The organism is Microcystis viridis FACHB-1342, assembly GCF_014698335.1.
Lineage (GTDB): Bacteria > Cyanobacteriota > Cyanobacteriia > Cyanobacteriales > Microcystaceae > Microcystis > Microcystis ichthyoblabe_A.
Window position 1 is genome coordinate 1 of the sequence record NZ_JACJSV010000028.1, and the last position, 22127, is coordinate 22127.

The following is a 22127-nucleotide window of genomic DNA, read 5'->3' on the forward strand; positions in this document are numbered from 1 at the left end:
AAGAAGCTATTCGATTGAAACCTGATGATGAAGCCGCTTGGCTTGGTAAAGGTAATCAACTAGCGAATTTAGGAAGATATGAAGAGGCGCTATCTGCTTACGAGGAAGCTATTCGATTGAAACCTGATTATACATCTGCAATCGACAGTAGAAATTTGGTTATTAATAAAACTTACTCAATTCGGAAAAGGTTAAATTTTTATGAAAATGAATTATCCAAGTTAAAAAATGGTAATGATAAAAACTTGATTATTTTAGTTATTGACTATTTGGAGTTGTCAAAAATATCTAAATATGAATTAGATAACGATATCTTATCATATCAGTTGCTTTATAAAGCTTATCAATTATCAAGTCTAAATAATCTGCCTGTTGTTGAGCGTTGTTCTGCTCTGCTTAAAAAAGTTTATCTTTACCCATCCTTACTAATCAGCTTGGCTCGATATAAAGAAGCAGACGAGTATATAAAAAATTGGTTACCAATTTTTCAAGACTCTAATGATAGAGAAGGAATGGATGCAATGTTAGATCCCCAAACAGTTCAAAGCTCTAGTTCTTTACTCAATATAGGCAATGAATTGGGCGATTTAGGGCGTTATGAAGAGGCGCTGTCTGCTTACGAGGAAGCCATTCGATTGAAACCTGATTATGAGGCCGCTTGGTATAGTAAAGGCGCTTGTCTAGGAAATTTAGGAAGGTATGAAGAAGCGATCGCCGCCTATGATGAAGCAATTAAGCTTAAAGCGGACTACATTGAAGCAATCTTCAATAAAGCAATACTTTTAAAAAAATTAGGTCATCAAGATATTGTAAACCAGCAATTCCATTTAATTGTTGAAACTTGTCAGCAGTATAAAAACAAAGACAATCAAACAATTGATTTTTGGAATGTCTATGCCGCTTCTCTAACTTGCTTAGGACAATATGAGGAAGTAGAACAAATTTTACAAAAAGCCCTAGCCATTAATCCAAACCACCCTAATACAAACTACAACCTAGCCTGCTACTACGCTATTCAGGATAATATTCCTTTAGCGGTCGAATATCTCGCCAAGGCGATTCAATTAAGACCCAGTGATAGAGAACAGGCGAAAAAAGATTCTGACTTCGATAAAATTCGTCAAGACCCCCGATTTATCGAGCTTATTTCGGATAATTTCTAAATTGTCAACCTTCTCGCTCATTTTCTTCGAGAATTTCTTGATAGATGACGGATTCTCCCATAATCCTACTCCGAAAGATATTTCTGATCTTCTCTCGGTTGTAATTGCTCGATCGCGTCGGGGGATAAATCGGTAAATTGGGCGATTTCTGGGACAGGAAACCCAGCAGATAGCATTTTTAGGGCAATTTGTCGAGCTTTTTCGTCTTTGCCCTTTTGTAGTCCTTTTTCCTCGCCTTCCTCTAAAATATCTTGATAGATGACGGATTCTCTCATAATGTCACTCCGAAGGATTTTTTTTATCGTCTCTCGATTGTAATTCCTCGATAGTTGCGGGGGATAAATCGGTAAATTGGGCGATTTCTGGGATAGAAAAGCCAGCAGATAGCATTTTTAGGGCAATTTGTCGAGCTTTTTCCTCTTTACCTTTTTGTAGTCCCTTTTCTTCCCCTTCCTCTCTGCCTTCCTCTAAAATATCTTGATAGATGACGGATTCTCTCATAATGTCACTCCGAAGGATTTTTTTAATCGTCTCTCGATTTAATACTAACCCGGCGAGAATGCTGGTAGCGGCAGCGAGATTGCTTTGCACCTGTTTTTGGGAGATAGTTTCTAAAGAACGGGACACCAGACTTAACACCTGTTCAGGGTCATCGGTATTGCTGAGGACGGCAAAGGGTAATAAACCGGGATGATGGAAAAATTGTGGTGTATTTTCTTCCCAAAGACGGATGACTTGGAAGGAATGAAAGGTTTCCCCCAGACGGAAGGTATTTTCTTGTACTAGGGGGGAATCACTGCGTCGCAGATAAATTACCACTTGACGCATTTGTTTTTGGGGATGACGACGATAGACGCGAATGCGATAATCAAGCATTCGGAAAGGAATTTTGGAGTCGGGATCGGTTTGAAATTCGGTATGGAGAATTAAATGCTCTGACTGCAAAAAAATCAGAGAATCGGCACGAATGGGGTCTAATTGTAATTCCGTCGGGTCGAGGACGGTTAAGGAGAGGGGAGAACCCAACAACCAAGTGGCTAGATCATCGGAGAAGTTTTCGGCGATAAATTTACAAATATTATCAAACATCGTGAGCGTTTTGTCTTTGTAATTGCTCGATAGTTGCGGGGGATAAATCGGTAAATCGGGCGATTTCTGGGACAGGAAAGCCAGCAGATAGCATTTTTAGGGCAATTTGTCGAGCTTTTTCGTCTTTGCCTTCCTCTTTACCTTCTTCTTTGCCTTCCTCTCGGCCTTCCTCTAAAGCTTCTTGATAGACTTTAGTTTCTCTTAAATCACTTAAACTAAACATTTTTTCTATCTCCTTACGGTTTAATTTGGGCAATTTATAAATGAGAATTGTCTCAATTAATTCTAGAATGTCCTGTCTTTTTAAAGACTCCTGGAATTGTTGTCTAACTTGTTGAATCAGTTGTTTTCCTTGAGCTAAGGTATTTTGTTCCGATTCCACAATTAATTGTAACACTTTTACCCCCAGAGAATCCCCCTCATCTAACTGATTCAGATAATAACAGTTAACCCGTCCTGACTCAAAGAATTCTTGATAACGAGATTTGGGACTATTTTCAATTTCCCGATGGGGATAAATGATCACCCCTTGCCAATTCTGGCTTAACTCGCTTTGATGAAAATAGAGAAATATTTCACTAAAAAAGCGCGAGTAAAACCGTTCATCTTTTTGAAATTGTACCTCAACAAAGTAAATCGGGTCATTGAGGTTATCGGGAAGAAAAACCCCATCTAAACGAAAAGCTAGTTGTTTAACTTCTAGGGAGGAAAATTGATAATGATTGACTGTTTCTGGGGGAAGATTGAGCAAATCAAAGAAACTTTCGGGAAAAGTCTGAAAGAGACGGAGGAAAATTGATAATGATTGACTGTTTCTGGGGGAAGATTGAGCAAATCAAAGAAACTTTCGGGAAAAGTCTGAAAGAGATGATAGAAAATACTGTCCGTTTTCACTCAATTTTGTCCTTCAATGACTTGTGCTACTTGTTCAATCTCTAAGTCTAAAGTTTGGGCAATTTGTTCTATAGTTAATACTATTAATTTAACCATTGTTGCAAATCTTCCAAATCCGAAAAGTCCAATAAAGCAAGAGCTAAATTATCCAGTTGATTAGGATTTAACTGTTTAATTTTTTGTTCTACCTTTAAAGGAATAGAACCTAGTTTTAAATTTAGCTGACGCAAAATTAGGCTTTTTTTAGCAGATAATTCTCCTTCTTCTCTGCCTTCCTCTCTGCCTTCCTCTCGCCCTTCCTCTAAAGCTTCTTGATAGACTTTAGTTTCTCTTAAATCACTTAAACTAAACATTTTTTCTATCTCCTTACGGTTTAATTTGGGCAATTTATAAATGAGAATTGTCTCAATTAATTCTAGAATGTCCTGTCTTTTTAAAGACTCCTGGAATTGTTGTCTAACTTGTTGAATCAGTTGTTTTCCTTGAGCTAAGGTATTTTGTTCCGATTCCACAATTAATTGTAACACTTTTACCCCCAGAGAATCCCCCTCATCTAACTGATTCAGATAATAACAGTTAACCCGTCCTGACTCAAAGAATTCTTGATAACGAGATTTGGGACTATTTTCAATTTCCCGATGGGGATAAATGATCACCCCTTGCCAATTCTGGCTTAACTCGCTTTGATGAAAATAGAGAAATATTTCACTAAAAAAGCGCGAGTAAAACCGTTCATCTTTTTGAAATTGTACCTCAACAAAGTAAATCGGGTCATTGAGGTTATCGGGAAGAAAAACCCCATCTAAACGAAAAGCTAGTTGTTTAACTTCTAGGGAGGAAAATTGATAATGATTGACTGTTTCTGGGGGAAGATTGAGCAAATCAAAGAAACTTTCGGGAAAAGTCTGAAAGAGACGATAGAAAATACTGTCCGTTTTCACTCAATTTTGTCCCTCAATGACTTGTGGTAAGTACCTAAGCAAAATTAATTACACATTTCGATAAAGCTTTTGCCTCTTGCCTATTGCCTCTTGCCTGTCTTCACTAGGAAATTTATTTTGCATGACTACTTACTTGTTCAATCTCTAAGTCTAAAGTTTGGGTATAGGAAAGCCAGCAGATAGCATTTTTAGGGCAATTTGTCGAGATTTCTCTTCTTTGCCCTTTTCCTCTCCTTCCTCTCAAATATCTCGATTTAGAGGATTTTTTCTAAACCGTAAATGAGGGATTGCAGCTGAGTAACTTTGCGGATAGAAAGGAGAACCCCCGGCATATAACAGGAGCGATCGCTGGTATCATGACGAAGGGTATAGATTTCCCCGGGGGAACCGAAAATTACTTCCTGGTGAGCAATTAAACCGGGTAAACGGACGCTATGAATACGGATGTTCTCGGCAGTTAAACCGCCTCTAGCGCCGGGGATGGTTTCTTTTTCGGAAACTTGAGCAGGATTAAAGATTTTACCCAATTCTGCCAGTAATTCGGCGGTTTTAATCGCTGTGCCACTGGGTGCGTCTGCTTTTTGATTGTGATGCAGTTCGATAATTTCTACATGATCAAAGTAGCGAGATGCTTGCACGGCAGCCTGTTGTAGTAAAACCATGCCAATGGAAAAATTGGGGATAACTAAACAGCCGGTGCTGGCTTTTTCGGCAAATTCGGCTAAATCTTGCAGTTGTGCCGCCGATAATCCCGTAGTTCCCACCACCGGACGCACTCCATAGGCGATCGCACTGCGGGTATTGTCATAAACACCGTCGGGATGGGTAAAATCCACCATCACCCCCTGCACTTTTTCCTGAGTTGCCAGGACTAAAACACTCTGTAAATCGTCGAGAATCGGCACTTCTAGGGGTTCACAACCGGCCACTTCTCCCACATCCTGACCTCGAAAAGCTGGATTTCGATCCACTGCACCCACTAGGATCATATCGTCGGCACGAGCAACGGCTTTAATGACTTCCCGTCCCATTTTGCCGGCTGCACCGTTGACAACCACGGGAATCGGGTTTCTATTTTCGGTCATAGTTAATTATTCTCCTTATGTATGGCGATTATAGATTGTAAATGGGTAATAACGTTTTTTAGGGAAAAAAATCAAGATATAAATACTGCCCTAACACACCAAAAAGAAAAGTTTTTGATGTGTTACCCTTGGTCAACCCACTACTTATAATAAAGCCATTTCTCCCACCACTTCCAAGCGGGTATAACTGCCGATTTTGAGGAATTTTTCCGAGAGAGATTCGGCCACATTGGGAGTAATCCAGCCTAACTGTTTGAGAATTTGCAAAGCGGCGGCATATTTAGCCCGTTTGGAACCATCTAAAGCTTTTATTGCTAATCCTAAACCTTCACCGACGCGCCCAATACATTGAATCCCTTCAGCCCCGGCTTTGCTGACGATTTCCCCTTGGCTAACCTGCATTAATTCCGTATCAAAAGCCCCTTCTCCTGCTACCATGCGGGGATGATAGGTCATCGCCCGGACGATTCTTTCTAAGTCTAAACGGTTGCCAGAGGCTAACTGGGCGTAGAGATGGGCCATTTGCCCCAACTGCATTGAATAGGTGGGCGCACCGCAGTCATCGTGGGCGCTGATTAATTCATCTCCCGGCATCCCCAATAATTCGGCAATTTTGCTTAAAATTAGCTTCTGTATCTGACTAGAACGCCGCAGATAGCTATTTAACGGCCAGCCACGCTGTTGACACACCGCTAACATCCCGGCGTGTTTACCAGAACAATTGTACTGAAGGCGACTGGGTTTACCGGACGGGAGGGGACATTGCAGAGCGTTGGGATCGATATCGGCACGCCAGAGAATATTAAAGACTTGACGGGCGTGTTCCACTGTGCCTTGGTGAGAACTACAGATAATGGCTAGATCCTTATCGTTGAGATCGTAGCGTTCGAGGGTGCCGGTACTGATGACAGCCAGTGCTTGAAAAGGTTTTAGGGCCGAACGAATAAAGGCGCTAGTTTCGGCACTGCCGGCGGTGGATAATACCCGGCCGCGGTCATCGCAAATAGCGGCCTCGACATGATGGACCGATTCAATAATGCCTTCCCGGAGGAGATGAATTTCTAAGCGGTGGGTTGGTGAACGTTTTACCCTATTCATTCAGATTGGTGATTGGTTGCGGTTAGTGAGTGAAAAATAGCCAGAAAAGACCACTGATAGCGACAATTGCCCCTAAAATCAGGGCGGTTTTTTGTAAACGGCGGAGAATGGGCTGGATTTGATAGGAGACGATTAAACGATCGCGGGTTAAAATAGCGGCGGTTTTTGTCCAGATTTGGCCATCATACCAGCCCGACTCCTCATAAAATACTTTCTCCGATTGCAAGCGGTCATAGACGTAGATCCAGCCTAAATACAAGCGCAATAACACCAATCCTACCAAAATTGTCGAGCCAAAAATCCCCGCGCAGAAGAAGAGAAAAGGGGCCTTTTTGAGGGGAAAACTAGCGGCGGCAATCGGTCCGACAATTAACCATGTCCACAACCATAACCAGAGAAATTTTTTTGTATAAGAAGCTACATCTAGCCTCGCCCAACGGAAAAACCAAGATTCTTTTAACTGTTCGTACTCGTTAACCGGCTGCTGTTCTTCCGGGACGGGACAGAAATCAAGGGAGGATTTCATGGATTCTACTCCTCCAAATGGTCGCTAGGTAGAGGAATCCGTTGAGCATGACCCCAAAATGCTTCTAAATTATAAAATTCTCGCTCTTTTGGTAAAAAGATATGGACAATGATATCGCCATAATCCATCAGTATCCAGCTACCCTCGCTTTTTCCTTCCACTTGTCGGGGGGATTGTTGCCATTCTAGTTCCATAGCGGCTTCGATCGCATCCTCGATCGCTCGCACTTGAGTGGTAGAATAGCCGGTAATAATCAGAAAATAATCGGTTAAATAACAGATATCGGCGACTTTCAGGATGGCGATGTCCCCTGCTTTCTTGTCTTCGGCAGCGGTAACAATTGTCTCTAGAAAATTTTCGGTCTTGAGATTTTCGGCGACGGGGGTAATAATTCCAGTGGGATTGGTCATTCAGGTTGTGGTTATCCTTTGGCTGAGGTGGTTGTAAGGGAGTCTTGAGATTATGTTAATCAATGGTTTTAGTTTCCGTTAGTTGTTCTTTAACAATTTGTAACGCCCAGTTGCGGGTTAGCACGGTGCGGGGATGAATGGGACAATGGCTACTTAAAAGATATTTTAGGGAATAATCGCAGGTTTGTTGAACGCTTTTATGGAGATTTTGATAGCTGAGTTGTCGTAGGGCGTTTAATTCGGGTGTATCGCCGCGATTGGGTTCCAAGGCATCGGCAATAAAGACTATACAGCTAAGATCGCTCATATTGGGTTTACCGAGGGTATGATTGCGAATCGCTTCGAGAATTTCCTCATCGGTAATGTTAAATTCTTTTTGGGCGACAATTGCGCTCACGTCGGCGTGGAGTAAGTGGGGATGGGATAAACAGATATTATCCACCTCTATTCCCGCCGATTCTGCCATTTTTAGCAGTTTTTTGGGCTTGAAAAATTTAGCCAGATCGTGTAACAACCCAGCTTGCCCTGCTTGGACGGGATCGAGATCGTGATGACGAGCTAAATCAATACACATGGTCTCCACACCGAGAATATGTCGCAGACGGTGTTCGTTGACGTTTTCTTTTAACCAGTCGATAACTTGCTGTCGCATCTTTTTTTTGCCCTTGTGGAACCCCAAAACGATTGTAACAATTACTATACAATTTTGCCTATCGCTCCCGGGTTCGATCTTTACCAATCATCCTCGCAACTAGCTTCTAAAACTTCTTCTTGCTGCCAATCATCCTGAAAAGGTTGTACCACTTTACCGATCGCATCGGCCACAAAAGACTTAATAAATTCTTCCTTGCGACTGAGTTGAAATTGTCTTTGTACCACTTCCGTCATACCACCGTCACCCCAGTCTTGATCCTGACGGAAATATTCAATAAAACTTTTGCCAGCAATGCGGGTTAAATAGGCGGCACTGACCCCTTGAATTGCCTTACCGACTATATAGGTAGTAAAATTTAATTGTAGGATTCTGGCTAATAATTCTACTGCTCCTTTCACTACTCCCAAACTAACTAGAGTTTTACCCAAAGATAGAGCCAATTCCTTGCCTCGATCGCTGTTAATTTCACAGCCATAAACTTGACCAATTTCTCTGACCATTTGAGCATTAACCGCCGCCGTTGCTAACAGATCGAACACTGGTAAGGGAGTCACGGCAATCACTCCCGCACCGATCCACTGATAGCGATCAATAATTTTATCAGCTTGGCGACGACGTTGGCGATCGATAATTTTCCTAGCTTCTTCTCCTAATCGTTGGGATTGTAAGAGGATATTATCCGCCACTAAATCCTCCCCTTCGGCCCGTAAAACTGAAGCCAAACGTTTAATTAAAGCTAAAATATCTGGTTCTGGTGTGATCATTTGTCCACTGGTTAACTGTACTGGTTGGGGATTAGCGGTAACAGCAATAATATCGGCGGAAAGGATCACTCCTTTTAGACGTTCTCGTAATTGTTTTAAAATAATGTCTCGATCTTCGTCGCTATAGAGATCGATTTTATTAAAGACTAAGAGAGAACGTTTACCAATATCAATTAAACCCAATAAAGGGCCGTATTCCGATTGTCGAATATCGTTATCGATGACAAATAAAAGTAAATCTGCTTCCGTGGCTAATTGTCGCGCTAACTGTTCCCTTTGACCTCCAGCTGCACCAATTTCAAGAATGCCGGGAGTGTCGGTAATTTGAATTTCCCGATTCACACCTTTCATTTTTAAACTATAGGTTTCCCCTTTTTCCGTGGTTCCCATGGTTGCCTCCACATTGCCCACCATTTGACCGATGAGGGCGTTAATTAGGGAGGTTTTTCCCGCCGATCCTGTGCCGAAAACAATGATTTTAACTTCTTTTCTGGCTAAACTTCGCTCAATTTCTTGGGAACGATTAATAAAAACCTGTTGGGTTACTTTATCTTGAATTTGCTCCACTTGTTGCCGGATAGCTTTTAAGGTTTCCCCGGCGGCCTCGGTTTTTTCTACTGGTAATTTTAGGGGTGGACGGGAGGAAGAACGCAACCCGCGGCGACTTTTTTGCTGCTGGGGCAGCAGATAAAAGTAGTACAAAAGAATGTAGATCAGCAAGCCCAGCAGTCCGATAATCAGTAAAAGCAGAATATTGGCTAGTAGGGGAGCGAGAAAAACGATATCTCTGTAAAGACGATAGATAGAGTTGACTAACCACAACATTAATCCGAAAATAAAGCTCAGACCAATGATTAAAGCGGCAAGACGGGGTAATTTCATCGAAAATTGGGTCTGAAACCCCGCCGTTTTACGGCGGCTTTACCGTTAAATACTAGCGCATTTAGACGATATATTCTAGAATGTGAGGCATGGAAAAAGCCTATTCGTTTCGATTTTACCCGACACCAGAACAAGAGTCGCTATTGCGGCGCACATTGGGCTGTGTAAGATTAGTTTACAATAAAGCTCTCCACGAACGAACACAAGCATGGTATGAAAGACAAGAAAGAGTAGGATATGCTGAAACTTCTTCAATGCTAACCGATTGGAAAAAACAAGAAGAATTAGAGTTTTTAAACGAAGTTAGCTGTGTACCTTTACAACAAGGGTTAAGACATTTACAAACAGCTTTCACTAATTTCTTTGCTGGTCGTACTAAGTATCCTAACTTTAAGAAAAAACATCAAGGAGGAAGTGCCGAATTTACCAAATCTGCTTTTAAATTTAAAGACAGACAAATCTATTTAGCTAAATGCACAGAACTTTTACCTATTCGATGGTCAAGACAAATACCAGAAAGCTGTGAACCAAGCACAGTAACAGTCAGATTACATCCATCAGGACGTTGGCATATCTCAATAAGATTTGATGACCCAACGATTAAGCCATTACCCCCAACCGATAAAGCCATCGGAATTGACTTAGGAATTAGTAGCCTTGTGATTACCAGCGATGGTGACAAAGTATCTAATCCCAAGCATTTTAACAAGCATTATCGGAGACTGCGAAGAGCATCTAAAAGCCTTTCTAGAAAACAGAAAGGGTCAAAAAATCGGGAAAAAGCAAGAATCAAAGTAGCCAAGATTCACGCTCAAATGACCGATAGCAGAAAAGACCATTTACATAAGCTAACCACTCAATTAGTTCGTGAAAACCAAACGATTGTGGTTGAGAATTTAGCCGTCAAGAATATGGTCAAAAACCCGAAATTATCTCAGGCAATATCTGACGTTAGTTGGGGAGAAATCACTCGACAATTAGCCTATAAATGCCGTTGGTATGGCAGAAATTACATCGAAATAGATAGATGGTTTCCCAGTTCTAAAAGGTGTAGTAATTGCGGGTATATTGCTGAGAAAATGCCGTTAAATGTTCGAGAATGGGACTGTCCAGACTGTGGAACACACCATGACCGAGATGTTAACGCTAGTAAAAATATTTTGGCCGCAGGGCTTGCGGTGTCAGTCTGTCGAGCGACCATAAGACCAGAACAGAGTAAATCTGTTAAGGCAGGTGCGGAACCCCGCAAGGGAAAGAAGCAGAAACCTAAATCGTGAGGTTTGGGAATCGCCGTCCGTTTACGGCGGTGAGGATGTCAAAATTGTTTTTATTCATCAGTAGGGAGGCAAAATTATTTGTAGGATGGGTTAGCGGTAGCGTAACATAATCGGGCGTTGGGTTTCATGCTTCAACCCAACCTACGTTCTTCCCCACTTCCCCACCTCCCCACTTCCCCACTTCCCCACTTCCTATTCCCTCGGACCAGAAAAGGGGTAAGATAATAAGTTTAGTGATAAGATGACCGAATTGTAAGCGGGGACTTGATATGGCAGAAACCCTATTATTTAATGCTTTGCGACAGGCGATCGATGAGGAAATGGGCCGGGACCAGACAGTATTTGTTTTGGGTGAAGATGTGGGTCATTACGGCGGTTCCTACAAAGTTACCAAAGATCTCTACAAAAAATATGGCGATTTAAGGGTTTTAGATACTCCCATCGCTGAAAATAGTTTTACGGGCATGGCAGTGGGGGCAGCCATGACGGGATTACGTCCGATTATTGAAGGCATGAATATGGGTTTTCTTCTGCTTGCCTTTAACCAAATTGCCAACAATGCCGGGATGTTACGTTATACTTCCGGCGGTAATTTTAAAATCCCCATGGTTATCCGCGGTCCGGGGGGTGTAGGGAGACAATTAGGTGCGGAACATTCCCAACGTTTAGAGGCCTATTTTCACGCGGTACCCGGTCTAAAAATTGTCGCTTGTTCCACTCCCTACAATGCCAAAGGTTTATTAAAATCGGCGATTAGAGATAATAACCCCGTGCTTTTCTTTGAACACGTTCTTCTCTATAATCTCAAGGAAAATTTACCTGATAGCGAGTATCTTTTACCCCTCGATAAGGCGGAAATCGTTCGCAAGGGAGAAGATATAACTATTCTCACCTATTCGCGTATGCGTCATCACTGTTTACAGGCATTAAAACAGTTAGAAAAAGATGGCTATGATCCAGAAATTATCGATTTAATTTCTCTGAAACCCTTTGATATGGAGACGATTGCCGCTTCGATTCGCAAGACTCATAGGGTGATTATCGTGGAAGAATGTATGAAAACGGCGGGAATTGCTTCCGAGTTAATTGCTTTAATTAACGAGCAGTTATTCGATGAATTAGATGCCCCCGTGTTAAGATTATCTTCCCAAGATATACCGACACCTTATAACGGTAATCTAGAAAGATTGACGATTATTCAACCTAATCAAATTGTCGAAGCTGTCCAAAAAATGGTCGGCGATCGCATTTAACAAATTCTCCTTTTGATACTGAAGTTATGCAGAGACAAAATTGGTTATTGTTACTGATCGTCGGCCTAGTTGTTGCCTCGATCTTTATCCTGATTAAGTTACCCCTACAATTAGGTTTAGACCTGCGCGGGGGTAGTCAATTAACCATTCAGGTTAAACCCACTGAAACCGTGACAACCATTCAACCTAATGATTTAAAAGCCGTACAAAATGTGATTGAAAATCGCGTTAATGCCCTCGGTGTTTCTGAATCATTAGTGCAGACTGTGGACAGTAAAAATCAGGTAATCGTGCAACTACCCGGGGTCACAGATCCCAAAGAAGCTGAGAGAAACTTAAATGTTCAGGCCCAATTAGAATTTCGTCAGCAAAAACAAGGTACAGAAGGAGAATTTCGGGCTGAATATTCAATTTTTCAACAAAAAAAAGCGGAATTAGCCGCCCTCAAAGCCGAGAATAAACCCGAAAATGCCGCTAAAATTGCCGAACTAGAACAATCTCTCCAGAAATCTAAAGAGGCAATTTTAAATTTATTTGAATCGGTGGACTTAACTGGAAAAAATCTGCAAAATGCCACTATTAGTTCCACCCAAGGCACTAACTGGGAAGTGGCCATTACTTTCGACTCGGAAGGGGGCAGTAAATTCGCCGAACTGACTAAAGCGATCGCTGGTACTGGTCGCAGTATTGGGATTTTCCTCGATAATGAATTAATTAGCGCCCCTGTGGTTGATGTGCAGTTTGCCCAAACGGGAATTACAGGGGGCCGGGCCGTGATTACTGGTAATTTTACCGCCGAAACTGCCAACGATCTAGCGATTCAATTGCGCGGTGGTTCCCTACCTTTTCCCGTCAAAGTGGAAGAAATTCGCACTGTCGGGGCAACTTTAGGCCAGGATAGCATCCGTCGTAGTATCTACGCCGGTTTAGTGGGTTTACTGTTAGTTTTAATCTTCATGGCGGTTTATTACCGTTTACCCGGGATTATTGCCGATGTTTCCCTGATTATCTATACTATTCTCTCTCTGGGGGCTTTTGCCCTAGTGGGAGTCACGATGACGTTACCCGGTATTGCCGGATTTATCCTCAGTATCGGCATGGCAGTTGATGCAAATGTACTGATTTTTGAGCGTACCAGGGAGGAATTAAGGGCCGGAAAATCCCTATTTCGGGCGGTGGAGTCGGGATTTTACCGGGCTTTTTCCAGTATTCTTGATAGTAATGTCACTACTTTAATCGCCTGTGCTGCCCTATTTTGGTTGGGTTCGGGATTAGTCAAGGGTTTTGCTTTAACTTTAGCCATTGGGGTAGCTGTGAGTATGTTTACCGCTTTAACCTGTAGTCGTACTCTCCTGTTAATCACTGTGTTAAGCGTCCCTAGCATTCGCCAAAAACCCCAACTTTTCTGCCCTAATTTACCGGCAAACCAATAATTCAGTTATCAGTTATCAGTTACCAGTTACCAGTTATCAGTAGGGTGGGTTAGGCGACGATAAGTTATGCTGTTGACCAATAATTTCTGATTCGCCGTAACCCACCGATTACCATAACCCACTCCCCAAATCCCTTTTTTCCTTTTTTCCTTTTTTCCTTTTTCCTTTAAAAATATGGCATTTAACGTTACAAAACAGCGTAATTTTTGGTGGACAGTCTCGGCCCTGCTGACGATTGGTAGTATTTTGGCCATGGTAATTTCTTGGTTCACTATTCAAGCGCCTTTGCGACCGAGTTTAGATTTTGTTGGTGGCACGAGAATTCAGATAGAATTAGCTTGTGCCAAAAAGAATACCTGTGAGAAACCTTTAACTACTGCCGAAGTGCAAGGGATTTTAGACGAGGAGGGATTGGGTAACAGTAGTGTGCAGGTGTTGGATAAATATACTTTATCGGTGCGGACGAAAACCCTGGCAGAAGAACAGAGAACAAAATTACTCGACACCTTAAACCAGAAAATCGGAGCCTTTGACCCCGAAACCAGTCAAATCGATACAGTTGGTCCCACCATCGGTCAAGAATTATTTAGGTCGGGATTTTTAGCTTTATTAGTTTCCTTTTTTGGCATTGCTGTCTATCTAAGCTTCCGTTTTCAACGGGATTACGCTTTTTTTGCCATTGTCGCCCTGCTGCACGACGTTTTGATCACTTTAGGGGTCTTTGCGGTTTTAGGCTTAATTGCGGGGGTAGAAGTGGATAGTTTATTTTTGGTTTCCCTCTTGACAATTGTGGGCTTTTCTGTTAATGACACAGTGGTAATTTATGATCGCGTGCGGGAAAATTTTGCTAATACCCCCGAATTATCCGTGGATGAAATTGTCGATAATGCGGTGAGTCAAACCCTAACTCGTTCAATTAATACCACCCTGACTACTTTATTGCCTCTGGTGGCGATTTTTCTCTTTGGTGGCACGACCTTAAAATATTTTGCCCTAGCTTTAATTATTGGTTTTGTAGCGGGGGCCTATTCGAGTATTTTTATCGCTAGTACCCTACTAGCTTGGTGGCGCGGTCGTTCCCATCGACCCACACTCAATTACAGTTAGGATGCCATTGGTGAAGAATCAGTGGTTCTTGGATGGGTCGTAATAGTAATTTCAACCTGTTGATTGAGACGACCCAAAATTGATATCAAACGGTCAATAGTAAAGCGTCCCAAATTAGCACGGCGAATCTGGACAAATTCACTGTGATTAATTCCAGTTCGCACTTGAGCATCGCGGGTTGATAAGTCTTCCTTCTCCAGAACCTTGATAATTTCAGCAGCAAGCAGTGCTTTCGCTTGTCGCACGTCCGCATCTACATCGCCAAAATCGCGGTACACATTCCCGCTACCTTGTACCAGTTCAAATTGTTCTTCACTCATGAGAGTTCCTCCTTCAATCGCTTGAGCCGTGCTTTGATAACTTCGACTTCTTGCTGTGGTGTTTTGATCCCTTTTGGGGATTTTTTCTGGAAGGCATGAATCACCCAGATAGCCTCACCTAACTGGACAGCATAAATAGTTCGATAGGCATCCCCCTTGAAAGGTAGAGCAATCTCGAACACACCAGAACCTATCCCCTTAAAAGGCTTGGTTAGGGATGATTTTGCCCCTTCTGCTGCAATAGTTAAAGCGTCAAGTACAATTTCTTGGGCTTCCTTGGGAAACTTTTGAAAATCTTTCCGTGCCGCTTTAATCCAAGATATAGGACGGGTATTACGCATTCGCTTATGGTGATATAACTGATACCACCTGTCAAGCCCCATTATACTAAATCCAAAGATGGCTTTTAGTTGTCAGCTAAATTTTTGCGCCAATTTCGTCAAATTGCTTCAAGAGATTTGATTGCGAACGCCACTGAAAGCAGCGTATGCGATCGCTATAGCATCTACAGCATCATTAATAGGCATTTTTGTCAATCCGAATAAATACTTAATTTGTTCAGCCACCTCAGCTTTAGTGGCTTTACCATGGCCGAGATGACATTTCCAACTAGCTTGATGGAGGAAAATCGGTTCAATTCCTCCATCGCGACAGCTAACCAGATTGATAATTCCCAATGCTTGCAGGACTCCACCGGCTGCCTTGATTTGCCGGTTAAAAAAGGGCATTTCCACGGCAATTTCCCCCGGTTTATATTCTGCGATTAACTCCTTTAAATCCCGTTCAATTTCGATCAAACGCTGGGCAGTAGAAAGATTTTTAGAAGTTTCGATCGTGCCGTAATCGACTAAGATCGGCACTAACTCACTATTATCCCGGAGAATAGCCCAACCGACAATCGCTAATCCGGGGTCGATACCCAACCAAGTAGTCATAGATTAAGCCAAAAAATCTTGGACGATTTGGAGGATTCTTTGGGATGCTTGTCCATCTCCAAAAGGATTAATGGCATTAGCCATACGATCATAGGCGATTTTATCCCTTAATAATTCTCCCGCTGCGGCTAAAATTTGCTCCGGATTAGTCCCAATTAATTTCGCTGTTCCCGCTTGCACTGCTTCCGGTCTTTCTGTGGTTTCTCGCAATACTAAAACCGGTTTTCCTAAACTCGGTGCTTCTTCTTGAATGCCTCCAGAATCAGTTAATAATAAATAACAGCGTTGAATCGCCCCCACTAACTCGGCATAATCGAGAGGTTCAGTTAAAAATACCCTGGGATGATTGCCCAAAGCGGACTGTATTGGTTCTCGGACGGTGGGATTGCGATGGAGGGGTAATAATAGGGCTGTATCGGTATATTTTTCTAACAACAAAGTGAATCCTTTGATAATATCCTGTAAGGGTTCGCCCCAATTTTCCCGGCGGTGAACCGTGGCTAATAAAACCCGATAATCTGACCAATTTAAGCCCGCAATTTGACATTCTGGGGCGGTTTTGGCTACGGTTAATAAAGCATCAATAACTGTATTACCGGTGTGGTGAATATTTCCTGTCACCCCAGATTTTTGTAAATTTTCCACGGCTAAAGTAGTGGGAGCAAAATGTAGGGTAGTCAGTTGAGAAATTAGGCGGCGATTAGCTTCTTCGGGATAGGGATTATAGATATCATTAGTTCTTAATCCTGCTTCCACATGAGCGATAGGAATTTGTTGATAAAAAGCCGCTAAAGCAGCAGCAAAAGCAGTAGTAGTATCACCTTGCACAATAATTAAATCTGGTTTTATGCGCTCAAAGACCGTTTCTAAACCGCGTAAACTGCGGCAAGTAATATCAGTTAAGGTTTGACGGGTTTGCATAATATCGAGATTTTCATCTGCTTTTAAAGCAAATAATTCCATCACCTGCGCTACCATTTCTTTATGCTGTCCCGTCAGAATTACATGGGTTTGAAACTGTTCCGATTCTTGAAAAGCACGAATAACGGGAGCTAATTTAATCGCTTCGGGACGAGTTCCAAGAGTAATACAAATTGATTTCGACATATTATTATCAGTTATCAGTTATCAGTTATCAGTTATCAGATGTGAGTTTTCAGTTCACTGATTACTGTTGAATGATCCATGAAAATCTATTGAATTGTGCTGTTTTGTCATTTTTCACCGGTGGGGGTTTGTTGAACAATAACTTGGGGATAGAGTTGCATTTGCTGAGGATTTAAAGAAGGTCGAGAGATGGTCAAAACTTTTTGTTTGGCTAACTCTTGAGTCATGGTATCTAAAGTTTGAGCGATACGCAAATTATATTCTAATTGTTCCCCAGAAGAAAGCAAATTACTTAAGCCATCGATTAAACGTCTTAAATTCTCGCGAAATTGGGGATCACCGATTAACTCATCGATATCGGAGGTGATTTTTTGAGTATTTTCAAAAGTCACCCTAGCGGATTCGAGAGTTTTTTGCAGCAGGACTATTGTAGCAGGATCGTTAATAGTTTTAGTAATTTCTCGTAAATTATTCGATGTCTCCACCGCATTATTCAAAATCGTCTCGATATTTTGCATGACTTGTTTAGTATCAATTTCATCTAAACCAGCATTCAACCTCAGGGCGGTATTATTGAGATTATTAGCGAGACTGCCAATACCTAAACTAGCTTGATTAATATTATCGAGAGTATTAACAATTTGTCCCCGATTTTCGCTGAGAACAGCATTGAGATTAGCGACTAATTGGGAGGATTGTTGAAAAGTCCTGCTGATTTGACTGCGATTTTCCTGAACGGTATTATCTAAAGTATTGACAAAACGGGAGGCATTATTAGCCGTATTAGTGACCGAGCGACTGGTGGTAGCTAATTCCAAAGATAGACGAGAGATTTCTCTTTGGGCATTACGGATAGTCTGAGAGGTATCATCGGATAAACGGGCGATTTTTTGAGCTGCTATAGCGGTATTTTTGGTGACATCATTGAGATTACCCACAAATTCAGGACTGGTAAAAGTATCCACTAAACGACCAACACTAGACATTAATTGTGTTCCTGTTGTCCCCTGTAAACGAGTATTATTACAGAGAATTAACTGTTGATCACAGTCGGGACCCAGAGGGTCGAGATTTTTGGCCTCAGCACTTAAAGAAACTAAGGGAGTGATATCGATGGCTGCCTCCCCAATTAATCCGGAAAGATTGGTAGTAACAGTTACCTTCCTAGGCATAACTAAAGTAGCAGAAGCGATTTCGGCAATAACTTCCACTTGATTGCTTCCCGGGATAAAACTCGTAATTCTTCCCACTCTCACCCCGCGAAAACGCACCGGCGCCCCGACTTGTAACCCTTCCACGTCGGCAAACTCGAAGATTAATTGATAGGTTCTTTGACCAAATCCCCCCCCGCGAACCCAGATAGCGAGCACCCCAAAGACCAATAATCCGCCTAGGGCAAACAAACCTAGTCTTCCTTCCCGTAAAGCTCGCGAACTCTGCATGATTTTTCTCTCATTCTCGATAGTTCTTAATTTAGCTTAATCTAGCTTAAACGATTGTCCTAATCGGGCCTTCAATGCTGGCGCTAAAAAATTGCCGGATCATGGGATGATCGGTACGATCGATATCTGCCACTAATCCCTGCCATTGCACTTTTCCCTGATAGAGAAATACTACTCGATCGGCGGTGCGTCGGATGGTGCTTTGTTGGTGAGAAACCATCACATAAGTGTTCGCAGACCCCGATTTTTCATGGAGAGTCCGCACTAGATCCTCGATAATTGTAGAAGCTATTGGGTCTAATCCGGCGGTAGGTTCATCATACAGCAGTAATTCAGGATTATCAGCCGGATTATCGGGATTAGTGATAATAGCGCGGGCAAAAGCCACCCGTTTACGCATTCCCCCCGATAGTTCCGAGGGATAAAGGTCACTAATTCCCTGTAAACCGACCATTTCCAAGCTTTTTTCCACTAATTCCCTAATTATGGCTTTTTTTAAGTTAGTTTGTTCGTAGAGATAAAAACCGACATTTTCCCCGACGGTGAGAGAATCAAACAGGGCTGTTTGTTGAAAAACTAAGGAAGTTCGCATCGCTTCTCGACCATCTTCTAGCAATCCCTGACGCAATTGGCCTTTAATACGAATTTCTCCCGCATTTATCCCCGTTAATCCCGCAATTAACCGTAAAACCGTTGATTTTCCCGTCCCCGACGGCCCGATAATTACCAGGGCCTCCCCTCGATAAATGGTTAAATCTAATCCGTCGAGAATAACGTTATCCCCGAATCTTTTCGATACTCCTCTCAATTCAATTAACGGTTCTTTCATCGTCGCTTAATTATCTTATAACCTCTGGAATTTTAGGGAGATGGGGAAGTGGGGTGTGGGGTGTGGGGTGTGGGGTGTGGGGTGTGGGGAAGTGGGGTGTGGGGAGAATAAAGCTGCCTCCTATCTCCTGTCTCCTATCTCCTATCTCCTGTCTCCTGAATACTGACTCCTGAATACTGACTCGATTCTGGCTGCTATAGTAGAAAAGCACCCATTGCTGACGATATCTGAGGTAGATTGCCGTGACTATTGCTTTAGACCAACTGCTTACCCCCGACATTTTTCGACCAGCGCGTTATTTGGGCAACGAGTTAGGTGCTAAACATAAAGAATGGGCAAGTGCGGTGGTTCGTTGGGTGTTAACCTATCCGGAAGTGTACGAAGTGGGGGCATCTAACCTCGGCCATATTATCCTCTACAATATCCTCAATGCACAACCCCGCCAACTCTGCGATCGCACTTATTTACCCGCACCGGATTTAGCCCAAAAACTCAAACAGACAAAAACCCCCTTATTTGCCCTAGAATCCCGTCGTTACCTCACAGATTTTGATATTCTGGGTTTTAGTCTCAGTTATGAGCTAGGAGCCACCAATATTTTAGAAATGCTCGACCTAGCGGCAATTCCCTTGACTTGGAGAGCAAGAGATGCGGGTAACTATCCGCTAATTTTTGCCGGGGGACAAACTGCCACCTCTAACCCCGAACCCTACGCCGACTTTTTTGATTTTATCGCCCTTGGTGATGGCGAAGAATTATTGCCAGAAATCGGTTTAATTTTAGAAGAAGGTAAACTAGCTAATCTAAGCAAAGAAGAACTATTGCTAGATTTAGCCCAAATTCCGGGGGTATATGTGCCGCGTTTCTACGATGTCACCCCAATCGGTGCAGTTATCCCCAATCGTGACGATGTACCGCAAAGAATTTTACGCCGGGTAGCCACTCCTATCCCAGCCTATTCTATCGGTTTAGTTCCCTTCGTGGAAACGGTTCACGATCGCCTAGTGGTGGAAATTCGTCGCGGTTGCACTCGGGGATGTCGTTTTTGTCAACCGGGGATGTTAACCCGTCCTGCGCGGGATGTGCAACCGGAAGCAGTCATCGAATCGATTGAAAAAGGAATGCGAGCGACGGGATATAACGAATTTTCTCTATTATCTCTCAGTTGCTCCGATTATCTAGCTTTACCTGCCGTGGGTATGGAGATTAAAAACCGTCTCCAGAATGAGAATATATCTCTATCCTTACCCAGTCAAAGAGTCGATCGCTTTGACGAAAATATTGCTAACATAATTGGGGGCAATCGTCAATCGGGTTTAACCTTTGCACCGGAAGCGGGAACCCAACGAATGCGCGATGTGATTAACAAAGGGTTAACCAACGAAGAATTACTCAGAGGGATAAAAACTGCCGTCGAACAGGGTTGGGATAAGGTCAAACTCTATTTTATGATCGGTTTGCCGGGGGAAACCGATGTGGATGTCATCGGTATCGTGGAAACGGTGCGCTGGTTGCGTCGGGAATGTCGTTTACCGAAGCGGAAACCCCTCGATTTTACCCTAACTATCTCGAATTTTACCCCTAAACCCCATACCCCCTTCCAGTGGCATTCCGTCTCCACGGCCGAATTTATCCGCAAACAGGAGTTATTAAGACAGGAATTCCAAGGCATGAGAGGGGTAAAAGTCAATTATACCGATGTCCGCATCTCGGCTATGGAAGATTTTATCGGTCGCGGTGACAGAAGTTTAGGGAAAGTGGTGCTGCGCGCTTGGCAATTGGGAGCCGGGATGGATGCTTGGTGGGATAATACGGAAAAAGCCTATCAAGCATGGTCACAGGCGATCGAAGAATCCGGTTTAACCTGGAAATATCGTCAGATAGAACAGGGAGAATGGAATATTTTTGCCGATACAGACAAAGATATTTTAGAGCGTCCTTTGCCCTGGGATCATCTGGATACCGGTATCGATAAAAAATGGCTAGAGGAGGACTTAAAACGCGCTCTAGACGCGGCAACGGTTCCCGATTGTTCTTTTGAGGGTTGTTCCCATTGTGGCGTTTGTAGCGTCGATTTTGGTCATAATATCGTCATTGAAGCGCCCCCGATTCCCGCTTTTGCCGGACATTTTCAACCCAATCAAGAACGCACCCAAAGAATTCGGGTTTGGTTTGGCAAAATTGGCGAAATGGCTCTAGTTAGCCACTTGGATCTGGTGCGTTTATTTGATCGCGTCGTCCGTCGGGCTGCTATTCCCATTTCCTTTACTGGTGGATTTCACCCCGGTCCGCGCATTTCGATCGCCAATGCTTTATCCTTGGGAGCAACCAGTAGCGGTGAGATTGTCGATTTTGAATTGACAAAAGTGATGGATTTAGAGACGTTTAAACAGCAGTTAACCGCACAATTACCCGCAGATTTGCCGGTTTATCAGGTGGAAGAAATTCCCTTAAATGCTCCTGCTGCCACCCGTGTGTTAGAAAAAGCCGAGTATTTGCTCACTTTTAATAGCGAGGGAATTGACTGCCAACAGTGGCAAAATTGGATCGAGGCAATTAAACAAGCAACGGTGATGGAACGGGAAAAAACCACCAAATCCGGCAAAAAAGTCACGATTAATCTGCGAGAACAATTATATGAATTAGAGTTAAAAACTGTTGACAAACAAGCCGTTTTGTGCTATGTGGGCAGTTGTCGCAATGATGGCACTTTACTACAGCCCGATCATATCGTCGAGATGTTAGAAAGGGTTTCTGGCCAAGAGATTTCGCTGCTTAATTTTCATCGTCAGCGCTTGATTTTAGGAGCTTAACCATCGTAAATTGTTCCCTTTATGCTCTAACCCCAGAAAGTCAGCTAATCTTGATCGACTAATTCCAAGGAATCATCAACCAAAGCTGGCCGGTAATTTTGAAC

24 protein-coding genes are annotated in these 22127 nt (G+C 42.8%); 6 read left to right on the forward strand and 18 right to left on the reverse strand.

Annotation, left to right across the window (positions count from 1 at the left end; all coding sequences use genetic code 11):
* The coding region (locus H6G40_RS10870) for a tetratricopeptide repeat protein (RefSeq protein WP_190537659.1) at positions 1 to 1163 on the forward strand (1163 nt) is incomplete at its 5' end.
* Positions 1164 to 1228: 65 nt separating this feature from the next.
* Here H6G40_RS10870 and H6G40_RS10875 read toward each other — a convergent pair.
* The 12 genes from H6G40_RS10875 to H6G40_RS10930 all read right to left on the reverse strand — a co-directional run bounded on the left by H6G40_RS10875 (position 1229) and on the right by H6G40_RS10930 (position 9507).
* Complete coding sequence (locus H6G40_RS10875; protein ID WP_069474200.1) at positions 1229 to 1438, reverse strand: hypothetical protein; 210 nt, start codon at positions 1436 to 1438, stop codon at positions 1229 to 1231.
* Positions 1439 to 1442: 4 nt separating this feature from the next.
* A complete protein-coding gene (locus H6G40_RS10880; protein ID WP_002739057.1) occupies positions 1443 to 2252 on the reverse strand; it encodes an Rpn family recombination-promoting nuclease/putative transposase in 810 nt (269 codons plus the stop codon).
* Positions 2245 to 3003 (reverse strand): Rpn family recombination-promoting nuclease/putative transposase, encoded by a 759-nt coding sequence (locus H6G40_RS10885; protein WP_069474201.1) that lies wholly within the window; start codon positions 3001 to 3003, stop codon positions 2245 to 2247. The genes H6G40_RS10880 and H6G40_RS10885 overlap by 8 nt, the downstream gene beginning before the upstream one ends.
* Positions 2952 to 3146, reverse strand: coding sequence for a DUF2887 domain-containing protein (locus H6G40_RS24140; protein WP_081330820.1), 195 nt, complete (start codon positions 3144 to 3146; stop codon positions 2952 to 2954). Before H6G40_RS24140 ends, H6G40_RS10885 begins: the two co-directional genes overlap by 52 nt.
* On the reverse strand, positions 3147 to 3242 hold the full coding sequence (locus H6G40_RS10895; RefSeq protein WP_002749813.1) for a hypothetical protein: 96 nt from the start codon (positions 3240 to 3242) through the stop codon (positions 3147 to 3149).
* Entirely contained in the window at positions 3230 to 4087 is an 858-nt protein-coding gene (locus H6G40_RS10900) for an Rpn family recombination-promoting nuclease/putative transposase (RefSeq protein WP_069474202.1), read from the reverse strand. The genes H6G40_RS10895 and H6G40_RS10900 overlap by 13 nt, the downstream gene beginning before the upstream one ends.
* A 254-nt stretch (positions 4088 to 4341) precedes the next feature.
* Positions 4342 to 5172, reverse strand: coding sequence for a 4-hydroxy-tetrahydrodipicolinate reductase (gene dapB, locus H6G40_RS10905; RefSeq protein WP_069474203.1), 831 nt, complete (start codon positions 5170 to 5172; stop codon positions 4342 to 4344).
* Positions 5173 to 5316: 144 nt separating this feature from the next.
* Positions 5317 to 6270 (reverse strand): asparaginase, encoded by a 954-nt coding sequence (locus tag H6G40_RS10910; RefSeq protein ID WP_002738548.1) that lies wholly within the window; start codon positions 6268 to 6270, stop codon positions 5317 to 5319.
* 22 nt (positions 6271 to 6292) lie between these two features.
* On the reverse strand, positions 6293 to 6796 hold the full coding sequence (locus tag H6G40_RS10915; RefSeq protein WP_069474204.1) for a CGLD27 family protein: 504 nt from the start codon (positions 6794 to 6796) through the stop codon (positions 6293 to 6295).
* Positions 6797 to 6801: 5 nt separating this feature from the next.
* Positions 6802 to 7206, reverse strand: a complete 405-nt coding sequence (gene rsfS / locus H6G40_RS10920) for a ribosome silencing factor (protein ID WP_002739249.1) — start codon at positions 7204 to 7206, stop codon at positions 6802 to 6804.
* A 55-nt stretch (positions 7207 to 7261) separates the two neighbouring features.
* On the reverse strand, positions 7262 to 7858 hold the full coding sequence (yqeK, locus tag H6G40_RS10925; protein WP_069474205.1) for a bis(5'-nucleosyl)-tetraphosphatase (symmetrical) YqeK: 597 nt from the start codon (positions 7856 to 7858) through the stop codon (positions 7262 to 7264).
* An 80-nt stretch (positions 7859 to 7938) separates the two neighbouring features.
* Complete coding sequence (locus H6G40_RS10930) at positions 7939 to 9507, reverse strand: YcjF family protein (RefSeq protein ID WP_190537661.1); 1569 nt, start codon at positions 9505 to 9507, stop codon at positions 7939 to 7941.
* Between the two features lie 89 nt (positions 9508 to 9596).
* Between H6G40_RS10930 and H6G40_RS10935 the strand changes: the two genes are divergently transcribed.
* The 4 genes from H6G40_RS10935 (at position 9597) to secF (ending at position 14577) form a co-directional block, all read left to right on the forward strand.
* A complete protein-coding gene (locus H6G40_RS10935) occupies positions 9597 to 10784 on the forward strand; it encodes an RNA-guided endonuclease InsQ/TnpB family protein (protein ID WP_190537662.1) in 1188 nt (395 codons plus the stop codon).
* Positions 10785 to 11053: 269 nt separating this feature from the next.
* A complete protein-coding gene (locus H6G40_RS10940) occupies positions 11054 to 12037 on the forward strand; it encodes an alpha-ketoacid dehydrogenase subunit beta (protein ID WP_002742584.1) in 984 nt (327 codons plus the stop codon).
* Between the two features lie 26 nt (positions 12038 to 12063).
* Positions 12064 to 13470, forward strand: a complete 1407-nt coding sequence (gene secD / locus H6G40_RS10945; RefSeq protein WP_002738599.1) for a protein translocase subunit SecD — start codon at positions 12064 to 12066, stop codon at positions 13468 to 13470.
* Between the two features lie 174 nt (positions 13471 to 13644).
* Positions 13645 to 14577 (forward strand): protein translocase subunit SecF, encoded by a 933-nt coding sequence (secF, locus tag H6G40_RS10950; RefSeq protein ID WP_069474208.1) that lies wholly within the window; start codon positions 13645 to 13647, stop codon positions 14575 to 14577.
* Here secF and H6G40_RS10955 read toward each other — a convergent pair.
* The 6 genes from H6G40_RS10955 to H6G40_RS10980 all read right to left on the reverse strand — a co-directional run bounded on the left by H6G40_RS10955 (position 14574) and on the right by H6G40_RS10980 (position 19210).
* The gene (locus tag H6G40_RS10955) at positions 14574 to 14897 is read right to left on the reverse strand and encodes a helix-turn-helix domain-containing protein (RefSeq protein WP_002752110.1); all 324 of its coding nucleotides are present in this window, start codon (positions 14895 to 14897) and stop codon (positions 14574 to 14576) included. The genes secF and H6G40_RS10955 overlap by 4 nt on opposite strands.
* Positions 14894 to 15238 (reverse strand): type II toxin-antitoxin system RelE/ParE family toxin, encoded by a 345-nt coding sequence (locus H6G40_RS10960; protein ID WP_232306098.1) that lies wholly within the window; start codon positions 15236 to 15238, stop codon positions 14894 to 14896. The genes H6G40_RS10955 and H6G40_RS10960 overlap by 4 nt, the downstream gene beginning before the upstream one ends.
* Positions 15239 to 15346: 108 nt before the next feature.
* Positions 15347 to 15832, reverse strand: coding sequence for a crossover junction endodeoxyribonuclease RuvC (locus H6G40_RS10965; RefSeq protein WP_069474209.1), 486 nt, complete (start codon positions 15830 to 15832; stop codon positions 15347 to 15349).
* Positions 15833 to 15835: 3 nt separating this feature from the next.
* On the reverse strand, positions 15836 to 16939 hold the full coding sequence (gene wecB, locus H6G40_RS10970) for a non-hydrolyzing UDP-N-acetylglucosamine 2-epimerase (protein ID WP_069474210.1): 1104 nt from the start codon (positions 16937 to 16939) through the stop codon (positions 15836 to 15838).
* 107 nt (positions 16940 to 17046) lie between these two features.
* Positions 17047 to 18381, reverse strand: coding sequence for an MlaD family protein (locus H6G40_RS10975; protein WP_069474211.1), 1335 nt, complete (start codon positions 18379 to 18381; stop codon positions 17047 to 17049).
* A gap of 46 nt (positions 18382 to 18427) precedes the next feature.
* Entirely contained in the window at positions 18428 to 19210 is a 783-nt protein-coding gene (locus H6G40_RS10980; protein ID WP_002739028.1) for an ABC transporter ATP-binding protein, read from the reverse strand.
* A 242-nt stretch (positions 19211 to 19452) separates the two neighbouring features.
* Between H6G40_RS10980 and H6G40_RS10985 the strand changes: the two genes are divergently transcribed.
* Positions 19453 to 22023 carry a TIGR03960 family B12-binding radical SAM protein gene (locus H6G40_RS10985; RefSeq protein ID WP_190537664.1) on the forward strand — a complete coding sequence of 857 codons (2571 nt, stop codon included), beginning with the start codon at positions 19453 to 19455 and terminating at the stop codon, positions 22021 to 22023.
* Positions 22024 to 22127: the final 104 nt, after the last annotated feature.